We start from the raw sequence: 12,993 nt of genomic DNA, 5'->3' as shown, positions 1-12,993 counted from the left end.
CATCGAGGTGGCTCCATTCCTCCAACCGACACAGGAAAACAGGTGATGGCCAAAGGCTATCTTATTGCCCGGGTTACCGAGCCGGATGCCTACGGGACCTGCGCGCGAGCCGCGGATGCGGATTTCATTCTGATCGAAGGCGCCGACTGACGTGTCACAGACCCCGTTCGCAGCGTCCGGCACCGGTCCGAACTACCGTCCGGTGGGCGGCCACGCGGTGCTCGTCGAATTCGGCGCGACCATCGATAAACGKATCCACGATCGGGTCGTCAAGTTGGATGCCGCCTTGAAGGCGGCACCCTTTCAAGGATTCGTCGAAGCTGTACCGGCCTATGCCAGCATTCTCGTATGCTTCGATCCGCTCGTGGCCGATCACCGCACGACGGAGGCGGCCATTGCCGAGCGTCTGGGAGCTGAGGTTCCAGCGACGATTGGAGCGATGCGCGAAGTCGAAGTCTGCTACGATCCTGATCTTGCGCCCGACCTTGCCGCCGTCGCCGAGGCAAGCGGATTATCGCCGGAAGACGTTATATCCGCCCATCTCTCGGGCGACTACAGCGTCTTCTTGTACGGCTTCGCTCCGGGATATGCATATCTTGCAGGCGTGCCCGAAGCCATTCAACAGCCGAGGAAGCCGGCGCCCATTCGCGGCATAGCTGCCGGAAGCGTGCTGATCGCGGGGCCGCAGTGCCTGGTGAGCACGCTCACCATGCCGACCGGCTGGTGGATCATCGGCCGCTCGCCGACGAAGATCCTCGACGCCGCGTCCGACGACCGTCCGTTCCTTTTCGACGTCGGCGACGCGGTGCGGTTCCGCCGCATATCGAGAGCCGAATTCGACGCGAGGTGCCCCGCATGAGCGAAGCCGTCCTTGCAATCGACTTCGCGGGTCCTCACGTCGCGGTCCAGGACGGAGGACGTCACGGATTGATGCGGTATGGCGTTCCGGCCTCCGGTCCGATGGATAGGACCTCGTTTGCAGCCGCCAACGCCGCCATCGGCAATCCTGCTGGTCAGCCGGCAATCGAAGTCTCCTTGGGCGGCCTGGTTCTCGACTGCCTGTCGGGGGAAGTTACATTCGCCGTCGCCGGAGGAGGCTTCATCGTAGAGCACGCCGGCGACAAGCGCGGCGCGTGGATGGTCGCCACCTTGAAGGCCGGGGAACGGCTGGCAATCCGTCCGGGACACTGGGGAAGCTGGACCTATCTGGCCTTCGCCGGTCATATCGAGGCGAAGAGCTGGCTGGGCAGCATGTCGACTCACAGTCTCTCCGGCCTCGGCGGCGGGCGCCTTGCAGCCGGTCAAACGCTCACTCTCGCCGATCCGGAAGTGCGAGATGATCGAAATGGTCCGATCACATGTCCGGTCATCGCAAGACCGCGATCCGAGCTGCGTGTGGTGGTTGGTCCACAGGATCGGTTCTTCTCGAAAGAAACCTTGTCGAATTTCCTATCGTCGCCCTTCCGCCTGAGCGACGCCTATGATCGCATGGGAGTACGCCTCCAAGGTCCGTCGCTTGCGCCAAGCGTCGCGTTGGACATGCCATCGGAAGCGATCGTCCGGGGCTCGGTGCAGGTGGCCGGAGATGGCGTCGCCACCATTCTACTGGCCGATCACCAGACGACCGGAGGCTATCCCAAGATCGCAACGGTGGTGGATTCGGATCTGGACGCTTTCGTCCAGCTCCGCCCACGCGACCATGTCGGTTTCCTGGCCGTGACACCCCAACAGGCGGTCGAGCAAATTCAGCTTCGGGCTGCGACGATGTCCCGTTACCTCGCGGCAGTCCGCGACGGACCATGCAACACCATTATATAGGCGTGTCGATCTGAAGGGCAGGGCGGCGATCGAGGCTTGGAGCTGCCGTTAGCTCGAAGTAGTGTTCAGAAAATCCAAGATTCAGTTCGGGGGCACCATGGATTTTCTGAACGTCGCGGCGATCGTTTTCTTCATTCTCGTCTGGGTGGCGGTCGAGCCTTTGATGGCAGCAGGGTGGCCGAGGAGGAACGATAGCCTTTCCGTTGATATGGTGCGCGTTCGCGCGGCCTGGATGCGGGAGGTCCTGACGCGAGACAACAACTTCATCGGCGACGCCGCGATCCTGGGACACACGATCAATTCAGCATCCTTCTTCGGATCCGCCAATCTCATCGTCATCGTCGGGCTGAGCGGCGCGCTGTTCATGGAGCCGAACTATGGATCGGGTGGCCTGATTGCGATGTTTGCGGCTCAGGACCCGGCATGGTTTTTCCAGTGCAAGGTCTTGTTGGTCATGGCCACACTGCTGCGGGGACTATCCGATTTCATCTGGGCGGTCCGGCAGATCAACTACTGCCTGGCGGCGATCGGGGCGAGCCCATCCCGCGATGAAGACCGGGACATCGCCAGCTGGACGAACGCCCTGACCCTGGTTTTGAACCCTGCTCTTCGATCCTTCAGCGTTGGTGTCCGGTCCTACTACTTCACCGTCGCAGCCGCCTTCTGGTTTATCGGGCCAATCCCTTTCGTTGTGGCGACCATCCTCAGCGTCGGCGTGTTGATTTGGCGTCAATCCTGGTCGGATGCTGCAAAAGGGATCATGGCCATACGGAAGCTGCTTGACTAGAGCATGATGCCGAAAAGTGTGAGCGGTTTTCGGACGACATCATGCTCTAACTATATAATGTAGAACAGGATTCAGATTTTAGGCCGACCCGGCCTAAAATCATCTTGTTCTAAAGCCAACCCTTAAGCTGGGCTGAACAGAAGCGATATCTTACTGGCGGTGTCCGATGGATCGTCTAGAAGCGATGCGCATATTGCTGGCCGTCGTCGATGCCGGAAGCATCTCTGCCGGCAGCAGGAAGCTGAACGCGCCCTTACCCAGCGTCAGTCGCAAGGTGGCGGACCTTGAACGACATCTTGGGGCGAACCTGATCGTCCGCACCAGCCGCAATCTTCAGCTCACCGATGCCGGGCGTGACTATGTCGACGCCGCCCGAAAGATCATGGCGGATCTGGAGGAGGCCGAACGAAGGGCGTCCGGGGAATACCAGACGCCCAGAGGCGTGCTGACGATCACGATGCCGATCGAATACGGGAGCCGCTACGTGCTGCCCGTTGCTCTGAGCTTCATGGACAAATATCCCGAGGTATCGCTGAACCTGCTGTCGCTCGACCGCACGGTCGATCTCGTGTCCGAGCAGGTGGATATCGCGATCCGTCTCGGCAACCTCGCCGACAGTTCGCTCCATGCCGCCAAGGTCGGGGAATTCCGCTTGATGACCTGTGCGAGTCCTGCCTATCTCGAGCGGCATGGCATGCCGGAGCGTCCCGGCGATCTCATCGATCGCGACGGGATCATCTTCAACAAGCGGACATTCTTCTGGACCTTCGACGTCGACGGCACGCCGCTTGAGGCGGTGCCCCGCAACCGGCTGGAGGTGAATACGGCGGCGAACTGTGTTGCGGCGGCCGTCGGCGGGGCGGGGATCGCGCGGCTGTTCGATTATCAGGTTCCCGACGAGCTGGCGTCTGGCGCGCTCGTTCCCATCCTCCGCAATTTCGACGGCGCGCCGCAGCCTATTCATATCGTCTACGCCCGCCAGGGGCTTCTCGCCTTGAAGGTACGGGCTTTCGTCGACTGGGCATTGCCTCACTTGCGCGCTATCTAAAAACGAAAATAATCAAACATTATCTGAATGATGTGTTGATCTCTTCAATCGTTTGTTTCGAGTTCTGAAGATGCGGAAAGTGGCCGATACCTGAGAGGATATCGACTTTTGCACCGATTTTGCCGGCGAACTCGATGCCCATCTCCCTTGCGATGTAGATGTCCTTCTCGCCCCAGATCACCTTCACGGGCGTCTTCAGCCGGGTGAGGTCGGCCTCGAGATAATGCTGATCGCCGGTGAAATTCGCGTAGTAGTGGGCGAAGGCATCCGCTGAAGTCATCCCGTCAAGGCTCCACGAACGGGTCATGTCCCGCTGGACGTCAGCCGGCAGATCGAATTGTTCAGCGGGAGATAGGCCGCGCCTGTGCACGTTCTGGAGGATCTCGTCGCTCGTCTTGTTCATGTAGGCACGGGTCGGCGAGGCGGTCGGCTCGGCTTTAAGGTTCTGCAGGTTCTCCCACATGTAGTGCGGCCGGTCGAACGGCGCGAAGTCTCCGACGATGATCTGCCTGGCGATCGTCGGCTCGTCGAGAGCAAGCAGCAGGACGGGGAGGGCACCGATGTCAGTGGCGTAGATCACGAGCTTCGACCGATCGATGCCTGCCCGTTCGATATAGGCCTTCAACACCTGGGCGTACGCCATCGGCGCATAGGAAAACCGTTCCGAAGCCGGGCGCGACGACTGCCCGTAGCCCGGCCAATCGAAGGCATGGACGTCGTAGTCGTGAGCAAGGGTTGTCGCGATGTCGTTCCACACCGTCAGCGTTTCCGGAAACCCATGCAGCAAAAGCACCGTGCCTTTTGGCGCGGGGGCGCGGACAATCATCCTCCTCAGCGTGAGGACCTCATCGATCTCGATGAAGTCGACGGCGTCTTGCGCGGCCTCTCTGGACGCGGAAGTGAAGGCTCCAGCCGCCTGGGAAGAGAGAGTTGCTGCGGCCGATGCAGCATTTACGGTTTTGTCCTTAGACATAGGATGTCCTTTCTGAACGGCGGTCAGCCAAAGCCCAAAAGCCGGCTGTCGCCACAAATAATTGAGCACGGCGTCAGCCCGCGGTAGCCGGAGAAAGTGAGAGGAACCCTCTCGACGGCGGCACGCTGAAACCCGGCAGCCCAAGGCTGACATCTGAACGAGAGGGTGCCTCTCACTTTGGCGAGGTGCCGGCCGGCCATCGACCCGCCCAAATATCCACCAGCCGCCGATTTGAGACAGCTCGTTGGCGTTTGCGTGCGGAAGGCAGAGCGTCGGCCGCGACAATATAAGGAAGAACTGATATGAACGACATTTCCCAAAGCAGACAAGTTGCGGCCGCCCCCGACAAGGTCCGCAGCCTCCCGGGCCACGCCACTGTCGGCACGAATGATCTGGATGCCGCGTCGGTATTCTACGACAAGCTTCTGGCCGTGTTCGGGATCGGACGAGTCCTCGTCCAGCCCAACCGAGCCATCTACTACGGTCATCGCACGCTCGAATTCGGCATCATCAAGCCGTTCGATGGCCGCCCTGCCACCGTCGGCAACGGTGGAATGATTGCTTTCGAAGCTCCGTCCCGTTCAAAGGTCGACGAAGCCCATGCAACGGCATTGGCGGCGGGTGGCTCGGACGAAGGAGCGCCTGGCCCACGTGGCGAGAATGGCACGGGTCCTTACTGCGCATATTTTCGCGATCCGGAAGGCAACAAGTTTCTGATCTTTCGTTCCGGAGCTGACGAGACCTGACGTTTTCGGCATTGAAGCGGGGCAGGGCCATCGTTTCCCCTCCCGCCCCAGGAAGACCCTCGATGTCATGAAAGGACACGTGCCATGGCACTGCCGAACTCTTTGAAACACAGGGATATATCGCGACGCTCGCTGTTGTTGGGGGTTGCCGCGGCCGGCATATCCGCCGCTCTCCTCCCACGCACGTCCGCCGCTGCAGATGTCGTCGTCGCCGCATCCGGAGAGATCCGACCGTTCAAGGTTGAGGTCTCCGAGGCGGCGCTTACAGACCTCAGGCGGCGTCTCACCGAGACCCGCTGGCCCGACGGCGAAACCGTGATGGATCGTTCGCAGGGCGTCCAGCCGGACAGGCTGAAGGAACTGGTGCGTTACTGGCAGTCGTCCTATGACTGGCGGAAGGCAGAGAGCAGGCTGAACAGTTTTCCACAGTTTCTCACCAATATCGATGGACTGGACATTCATTTCATCCATGTCCGCTCCCGCCATGAAAACGCGCTGCCGCTGATCATGACCCACGGCTGGCCGGGTTCGGTCTTCGAACTGCTTGACGTCATCGGGCCGCTGACGGATCCGACGGCGCATGGCGGCAGGGCTGATGATGCCTTCCACCTGGTGATCCCGTCGATTCCAGGATTCGGTTTCTCCGGGAAACCACCAGCAACAGGTTGGAACCCCCAGCGGATAGCGGCTGCCTGGGACGTGCTGATGAAGCGGCTTGGCTATGACCGCTATGTCTCGCAAGGCGGCGACTGGGGCGCGATCATCAGCGACGCCCTGGGTCGCCAGGCGCCCGATGGGCTACTCGCGATCCACGTCAACAGGGTCGAGCGTGCGACGACTTTCCCAGCGGACGCAGCGCAGGCTCTTAAAAATGGAGGGCCGGCTCCCGATAGCCTGTCTCAGGATGAGAAGGTCGTCTTCGACGAGGCCCGGGACTTCCTCAACAACGGCTTCGGCTACGCAGCGATCATGAGCACACGGCCGGAGACGGTCGGCTACGGGATTGCGGATTCTCCAGTCGGCCTCGCCGCCTGGCTTTACGACAAGATCGCCGACTGGGTGTATACACGCGGCGATCCCGAACAGGTTCTTGGCAAGGATGYAATCCTTGACAACATCACACTGTATTGGCTGACGAACACCGGCCCTTCAAGTGGTCGGATCTATTGGGAAAACGTCATGTCGGGCGCCAAGCTCACGGCCGTCAAAGTACCGGTCGCCGTCACGGTGTTCCCCGGCGAGATCTACAAGCCGCCAAGGCATTGGCTGTCGAAGGCTTATCCGAAACTCATCTACTACAATCGCGCCTCCAAGGGCGGTCACTTTGCTGCCTGGGAGGAGCCGGAACTCTTCAGTCAGGAGATCAGGGAGGCCTTCAGAAGCTTGCGGTCTTAACGCCGCCTGGCCTTTGGTTCGCAGTCAGCGTCCCCGAGACCGGTTCGTCGATTGACGTTGGTCGTGCAACGCTTCACAAAGTCCGAAGTTTCGACCAATCCGGCAAAAGCGACGACACCATCGCGGGGACCACGGCCACATGCGCATCATCGACGACCGTCATCCCCTCCGCAGAGTGCGTGCATTCGTGGCGGTGGTATTTTCAACGCTTCTGCTGGCGAGCGCAAACCCCGCCTCGGCGGCTGAGCCGACCAATTCCTCGGCGCCGATCCGGGTTATTGTCGAATTGCCGAATGATGATTCCGGACGAGCGCTGGTCGGCCGGATCGTTCCGGGCAATCAGGAACCGGCGCAGCCGGTGGCAGTCTCGCAAGAGGCGGCACCGACTTCGATTGCCACGTCACTACAGGATTTGCGCCAGAGGTTGCTGATACTCGTCGATGCCGTTCCGACCCTTCCCGGGCAGATCCAGTCGGCGATCCGGGTCTTCCAAACGGATGATCGTATCGAACCTGTCGGCCTGATCTTGGCGGTCATACTCTTCGTCGCAGGCGGGTTCGTTGCGCAGCGCCTTGCCTGGTGGTCAGGGCGAGGGCTGCTCCATTTTGTGCTGAACGCGCCTGCCGACACCGTTCGGCAACGGATCAAGCTCCACGCCGCCCGGCTTTCAATGGGTCTTCTCGCGTTGGTCGGTTACCTGATCGGAAGTCTCGGCGCGTTTATCCTCTTTCCATGGCCTGCCGTGTTTCGCGATATTGCGCTCATCCTGCTATCAGCCGCGCTCATGGTGCGCCTTGGCGTGCTTGTGGGCCGTATTGTCATCGCGCCAGGCGCCCGTCTGCCGCATATGCGGCTTCTGACGCTTGTCACCTCGCTTGCCTGGTTCTGGTACTACTGGCTCCTCGGAATCGTCGCAGTGCTGGCGGCTGGCTGGGCCACCATTGAAGTGATGGGGACGATCGGGGCTTCACCTATCTTGGCCGACCTCTTTACCGCAGCATGGCTTGGTGTCGTTTCAATCGCTTTTATCGTTATGATCTGGCTGCGGCACTTTCGTTCTGATGGGCCGCCTGTGAGCCGGCTGGTCTGTGTCGCCTTCAGCGCGAGCATCCTGCTATCGTGGCTGTTATGGGTATCCGGGCTCCGCGCTGCATTCTGGACGGTGATCATCATTACGCTTCTGCCGCTTACCGTTTCGGTGGCTCATGATATCATTCGTCGCATTATTCAATCCGGGGAGGGGCAGGCGGTCGAAGATCCGGCCATCGTCGGATGGTCTGTTGTCATCATGCAAACGCTGCGGAATGGCCTCATTGTGGTCGCCGCTCTCCTCATTGCCCGCGCGTGGAATGTCAATCTCAGTGACCTCGCCGCAGCCGAAACCGTGACCACGCGATTGATCCGCGCCGGAATCCGCATCGTTATCGTGCTGCTGGTGACCGACGTTATCTGGAAGCTCGCAAGCACGCTGATCGACAGTCAGATGGCGGTGGCGTCGCGAAGCGTGCAGGAAGGGCATCAGGAAGGACCCGATGCACGACGGCGTCAACGGTTGAATACCCTCCTGCCCATTCTTCGCAATGTACTGTTCCTGGCGATCGGAGCCGTCGGCTTCCTGATGATCCTGGATGCCGTCGGCATTCAGATCGGACCGTTGCTGGCAGGTGCTGGCGTCGTCGGCATAGCCGTCGGTTTCGGCGCCCAAACACTCGTCAAGGACATTATCTCCGGCGTCTTCTATCTGTTCGACGATGCTTTTCGCATCGGCGAATACATCCAGGCGGCAAAATATAAAGGAACGGTCGAAGGTTTCTCGCTGCGATCGATCCGCTTGCGCCACCATCGCGGTCCGGTCACCATCGTTCCCTTCGGCGAACTGGGCGCGGTGCAAAACCTCAGCCGCGACTGGGTCATCGACATCATTACGCTCACCCTGAACTATGACAGCGACCTTGAGGAGGTCCGCAAGACCATCAAGCGCATCGGCGTTGAGCTTCTGGAGGATGCCGAACTCGGTCCTAACATCATCGAGCCCTTGAAAATGCAAGGGATTGAGCAGATGGCGGACTACGGCGTGCAGATTCGGCTGAAATTCATGGCAAAACCCGGCGAACAGTTCGGCGTTCGCCGAAAGGCGCTCGCCATGCTCAAGAAGACATTCGCGGAAAAAGGTATCCAGTTTGCAACGCCGACGGTTCATGTTTCCGGCGGTCCCGCCGATGCAACAGCAACCGCTGCCGCCGCCGAACTGCAAAGACCACCAAAGGTCATCTCGACACTTGAGGAATAGCAACGGCGAGCGGACAGGCGAGCTTTCCGTCGGTTCCCATCAAAGCAACACTCTGACCCGGACGTTGCCGCCAAGCGCGCGTCGTCCGAGTCACGGGTTTCGAAAGAGTCTGTTGGCTGGGGTCAGCTGCTCTATGAGGGCACGTCCTGAGGTGAACTCGTCGATGTGCTGGATCGTCAAGACGCAAATTCGAGCAGGCCGATTTTAAATGAGTGGACCTGTGAGATGGGATGACGAAGGTATGCGATTGTAATCAAACAGCATCCTTTTGTTCCATAATCTATCTTATGCGATACATGTGTGTAGCCGGGTGGGTTCAAGTTTGAAGCGCGACTTGCGAAAGATGCCAATGGGTTATCGCTCGCAAGGAAAGCGCAATGAGACACACCTACTCCCATACTCCCATATCGACCTGGATGAACGCCGCAAGATCGCTCGCTGGTCACGATACGCGTGACCGCTCCCATCCACTGACCTAGTCCTGATTGGCAACCACTGGCAAACTGCCTTCGTTGGAATGACGGGTATCGGTCTGCCGGGCGGCAGAGACAAGGCGGCGCTTTGCGCGGATCGCGTGCCATTGTTGGTCGATCAGAACGCCGATGAGGATCACGCCACCCATGACAGCGAAATTCAACGACGAAGGGATACCAAGTAGATTCACGAGATTCTGCAACTCTTGGAGCAGTACCGTCCCCAGCACGACGCCGACGATCGATCCCTCGCCGCCGCGGAGCGAAAAGCCGCCGAGTACGGCAGCGGCAATCGCGTAGAGTTCGTAGAACTGACCATGGCTCGCCGGCGAGATCGAGCGTGTGTACATGGCGAAATAAATTGCCGACAGCGCCGTTAGCAGCCCGCAGATGACATAGGCCGACATGACCATGCGGCCGGTACGGATACCAGAATAGCGGGCCGCCTCCTCGTTCTTCCCGATTGCGTAAAGATAACGCCCGAAGACAGAGCGATGCAGCATGACCCACATGACCACGGCAATGATGACGAGTGCGATGAAAGTGTTGGGAACGCCGTAAAACCGCCCAGCGGTGAGGAATTCGAGGTCTGGGAAATTCTGGCCGAAAGCAAAGCCCGCCGTTCCGTCGGCCGTATAGAAGCGCGCTGCCCCACGATAAATCAGGAGGCCGCAGAGGGTGACGACGAAGGGCTGCAGGTTGAGCCGGGTGATCAGCCAGCCGTGGACGGCGCCTATGACCGCGCCAAGCACGAGAATGAGCGGCAGCGCCAGCATCCAGGACATATCCTGGACCGCGATGAAATCGACGAACAGCACGCCGAGAAGCGCGACGAGCGAGCCCACGGAAAGCTCGATACCGCCGGTAATGATGACAAAGGCTTGGCCAATCGACAGGATGCCGAACAGGCCGATCAGGTTGGCGGTGTTGGCCAGGTTGATCGGTAGCAGGAAGCGCGGATTGATGATGGCGACGACGATGCCGACGACGACGATCAAAAGCAGCAGTCCGAGATCTTTTTTGATCATTCGAGATCCATCCCCGATACTTATTTATATTGGCCGCGGCCGCTATTTTACCCGTTTGCCGACAGCAAGCAAAAGGACGCTTTCCTGGCTGATTTCGTCCTCTTCCAATATGCCGGCGATCTGGCCCTCGTGCATGACGGCGATGCGGTCAGAAACGCCGATCACCTCTTCCATGTCGCTGGAGATCATCAGGATCGCCACTCCGGCATCGGCAAGCGCTCGCATCAGGCCGTAGATCTCGTTCTTCGCGCCGATATCGATGCCGCGCGTCGGCTCGTCGAAGATCATCACCCTCGGGCTCATCGACAACCATTTGGCAAGCACTACCTTCTGCTGGTTGCCACCGGATAGAGTGCCGGTTCGCGTCGAAACGGAGGGCGCCTTGATACCCAGGCGAACGCGCTGCTTTTCGGCAGCCGCCCTCTCCTGCTCAGCAGAAAGCATGAAACGGCTGGAGAGCTTGGGGAGATCGGCAAGGGTTATGTTCTGGGCGATCGGGAAATCAAGAAGAATGCCGTTGCGCTTGCGATCCTCCGGCACCAGGAAAATGCCCCGAGCGACGGCGTCCCGGGCAGACCCGATCGCAATTTGCCGCCCGTCCTGAAGAATGGCTCCGCCGTAGCTCCGGTCGATGCCGAAGAGTACTTTTGCAAGCTCGGTGCGGCCCGACCCAACGAGCCCTGCAAGCCCCATGATTTCTCCATACCGGATTTCCAGATCAACGGGACGCCCGGGATAGGCCTCGGTGCGCACGCCGCTTGCCTTCAGCGCAACTGAGCCGGGCGAGCGCTGCGGTTTTGCGGTCCGGGCCGCAAGCACCCGGCCGATCATCAGCTTGACCATCTGGTCGTGGCCGATGTCTTTCTTGGCGAGCGTGCCGACGAGCGTGCCGTCGCGCAGGACTACGACGCGGTCTGCGACGCGCTCAACCTCGTGGAGGCGATGCGAGATGAAAATGACACTGATGCCATCGGCTTTCAGCGATTTGATAATGCTCAGGAGCCGCTCGGTTTCGGCCAGCGGCAGGCTGGACGTGGGTTCATCGAAGATGACGAGCCTGGCGTTGATCGACAGCGCCTTGGCGATTTCCACCATCTGCTGCTCGGCAAGGGAAAGCGCTGCCACGGGTGTGTCGGCGGAAAAATGAGCCCCTACCCGCTTCAAGAGCGGCTTCACCATGTCTCGCAGCCGATCGCGATCGACGAGCTTGAAAGGTCCCGCTCTCAGCGGTTCGCGGCCCAGGAAGATATTGGCGGCAACGTCGAGATTCTCAAAGAGATTGAGTTCCTGGTGCACGAAGGCGATGCCGGATCCGATGCTCGATTCCACAGTGAGGAAACGAAGCTCCGTGCCGTCGAGCAGGATCGTGCCTCGGTCGGGTGCGATCACGCCGCCGAGAATCTTCATCAGCGTCGATTTTCCAGCCCCGTTCTCGCCGACGAGGCCGATGACCTCTCCCGGCATGATGTCGATCGACAGGCCCTCAAGCGCAACGACGCCCGGATAGGTCTTGCCAACGCCGGAAAGCGACAGGAATGGCGTTGCAAGCGCGTCCGGTGACGGGATGTCGGAGCTGTGGTTCATCGCCTGTCCATGGCTGCCAATGGCTGTGTCGGCATGAGACGTCTTTCGCGGCAGCGGCAAGTGCCACCGCCGCGAAGGAGGATTATTTTCCAGACATAGCCTTTAGGCTGGCGGCATACTTGTCGACGTCATCCTTGCCGATGATCACCGTCGGGATGATGATCAAGCCGTTGCTGGGAACGCCTGATTTGTCGCCCTTGAGGTAGGCCGCCATCAGCTTCATGCCTTGATAGGCCCACTCGAACGGCTGCTGCACGACGGTCGCTGCGATCGTGCCTTCCTTGACGCCGCCGAGCGTGATCGGATCGTCATCGAAGCCGACGACGGTGATCTGGCCGAGCTTGCCGGCGTCGCGCAGCGCCTCATAGATGCGCGGCGTATTGTAGGAGTAGAAGCCGACCATGCAGGTGACGTCGGGGCTGGCCACCAGCGCGTCCTCGACGTTCTTCTTTGCGCGCGTCTGGTCGATATCGTCGCCGCGTACATCTGTCAGCTCGATCTTCGTGCCCTTCAAGCCGTCCTTCATGCCCTGGATGCGTTCTTTGGCATTGTCGGCGCCGAGCAGGCCGACGAAGCCGATGCACTTGCCGCCGTCCGGCATCGCCTTCTTGGCGATTTCGGCCGCCTGCAAGCCGGCGTCGATATTGGACGAGCCGATATAGGCAACGCGGTTGGTCTGCGGCGCGTCACTATCGGTCGTGAAGAGAGCAGTCTGCGAGCCGATCTTGTTCAAGCCATCCGTCTGGGTCTTGGGATCGACCGCGGAGACCATGACCCCCTTGACGCCGGCACTGACCAAGTCTTCCATAAGCCGTTGCTGAACGGCGACAGATGCCTGCTCAGGGTACTTC

The 12,993-nt window shown here is 60.1% G+C and carries 11 protein-coding genes; 7 read left to right on the top strand and 4 right to left on the bottom strand.

Going from position 1 to position 12,993, the window contains the following annotated elements; genetic code table 11:
- The first annotated feature begins 151 nt into the window (after positions 1–151).
- The 4 genes from AC1D1Z_RS28065 to AC1D1Z_RS28050 all read left to right on the top strand — a co-directional run bounded on the left by AC1D1Z_RS28065 (position 152) and on the right by AC1D1Z_RS28050 (position 3,653).
- Positions 152–859: a 5-oxoprolinase subunit B family protein gene (locus AC1D1Z_RS28065; protein WP_197728329.1), complete on the top strand. Its 708-nt coding sequence runs from the start codon at positions 152–154 to the stop codon at positions 857–859.
- Positions 847–1,818 (top strand): 5-oxoprolinase subunit C family protein, encoded by a 972-nt coding sequence (locus AC1D1Z_RS28060; protein WP_130759123.1) that lies wholly within the window; start codon positions 847–849, stop codon positions 1,816–1,818. The genes AC1D1Z_RS28065 and AC1D1Z_RS28060 overlap by 13 nt, the downstream gene beginning before the upstream one ends.
- A 97-nt stretch (positions 1,819–1,915) precedes the next feature.
- On the top strand, positions 1,916–2,605 hold the full coding sequence (locus AC1D1Z_RS28055) for a DUF599 domain-containing protein (protein ID WP_047622886.1): 690 nt from the start codon (positions 1,916–1,918) through the stop codon (positions 2,603–2,605).
- Positions 2,606–2,771: 166 nt separating this feature from the next.
- Positions 2,772–3,653: a LysR family transcriptional regulator gene (locus tag AC1D1Z_RS28050; protein WP_018242049.1), complete on the top strand. Its 882-nt coding sequence runs from the start codon at positions 2,772–2,774 to the stop codon at positions 3,651–3,653.
- A 19-nt stretch (positions 3,654–3,672) separates the two neighbouring features.
- Here the strand turns inward: AC1D1Z_RS28050 and AC1D1Z_RS28045 are convergent, their stop codons facing one another.
- Positions 3,673–4,626, bottom strand: coding sequence for an alpha/beta fold hydrolase (locus AC1D1Z_RS28045; RefSeq protein ID WP_130759135.1), 954 nt, complete (start codon positions 4,624–4,626; stop codon positions 3,673–3,675).
- 302 nt (positions 4,627–4,928) lie between these two features.
- Here AC1D1Z_RS28045 and AC1D1Z_RS28040 point away from each other — a divergent pair, with 302 nt between their 5' ends.
- The 3 genes from AC1D1Z_RS28040 to AC1D1Z_RS28030 all read left to right on the top strand — a co-directional run bounded on the left by AC1D1Z_RS28040 (position 4,929) and on the right by AC1D1Z_RS28030 (position 9,057).
- Complete coding sequence (locus tag AC1D1Z_RS28040; RefSeq protein ID WP_130759124.1) at positions 4,929–5,372, top strand: VOC family protein; 444 nt, start codon at positions 4,929–4,931, stop codon at positions 5,370–5,372.
- An 84-nt stretch (positions 5,373–5,456) separates the two neighbouring features.
- Positions 5,457–6,767, top strand: a complete 1,311-nt coding sequence (locus AC1D1Z_RS28035) for an epoxide hydrolase family protein (RefSeq protein WP_477852252.1) — start codon at positions 5,457–5,459, stop codon at positions 6,765–6,767.
- 139 nt (positions 6,768–6,906) lie between these two features.
- Complete coding sequence (locus tag AC1D1Z_RS28030) at positions 6,907–9,057, top strand: mechanosensitive ion channel family protein (RefSeq protein WP_477852251.1); 2,151 nt, start codon at positions 6,907–6,909, stop codon at positions 9,055–9,057.
- 475 nt (positions 9,058–9,532) lie between these two features.
- On the opposite strand, the gene AC1D1Z_RS28025 is transcribed toward AC1D1Z_RS28030, so the two are convergent.
- The 3 genes from AC1D1Z_RS28025 to AC1D1Z_RS28015 all read right to left on the bottom strand — a co-directional run.
- Positions 9,533–10,558, bottom strand: coding sequence for an ABC transporter permease (locus AC1D1Z_RS28025; protein WP_018242044.1), 1,026 nt, complete (start codon positions 10,556–10,558; stop codon positions 9,533–9,535).
- A 42-nt stretch (positions 10,559–10,600) separates the two neighbouring features.
- Entirely contained in the window at positions 10,601–12,142 is a 1,542-nt protein-coding gene (locus tag AC1D1Z_RS28020; protein ID WP_028731902.1) for a sugar ABC transporter ATP-binding protein, read from the bottom strand.
- Positions 12,143–12,224: 82 nt separating this feature from the next.
- Positions 12,225–12,993 (bottom strand): sugar-binding protein (locus AC1D1Z_RS28015; RefSeq protein ID WP_477852250.1); only part of this gene is annotated, 769 nt, incomplete at its 5' end.

The organism is Rhizobium sp. P1_E1, assembly GCF_056406015.1.
The sequence above is the reverse complement of the archived record's forward strand: the minus strand, read 5'-3'. Positions and strand labels throughout refer to the sequence as shown.

Coding starts and splice junctions, on each gene's coding strand:
- AC1D1Z_RS28055 (WP_047622886.1), top strand. CDS start 1,916: ATGGATTTTCTGAACGTCGCGGCGATCGTTTTCTTCATTCTCGTCTGG.
- AC1D1Z_RS28030 (WP_477852251.1), top strand. CDS start 6,907: ATGCGCATCATCGACGACCGTCATCCCCTCCGCAGAGTGCGTGCATTC.
- AC1D1Z_RS28020 (WP_028731902.1), bottom strand. CDS start 12,142: ATGAACCACAGCTCCGACATCCCGTCACCGGACGCGCTTGCAACGCCA.
- AC1D1Z_RS28040 (WP_130759124.1), top strand. CDS start 4,929: ATGAACGACATTTCCCAAAGCAGACAAGTTGCGGCCGCCCCCGACAAG.
- AC1D1Z_RS28050 (WP_018242049.1), top strand. CDS start 2,772: ATGGATCGTCTAGAAGCGATGCGCATATTGCTGGCCGTCGTCGATGCC.
- AC1D1Z_RS28045 (WP_130759135.1), bottom strand. CDS start 4,626: ATGTCTAAGGACAAAACCGTAAATGCTGCATCGGCCGCAGCAACTCTC.
- AC1D1Z_RS28025 (WP_018242044.1), bottom strand. CDS start 10,558: ATGATCAAAAAAGATCTCGGACTGCTGCTTTTGATCGTCGTCGTCGGC.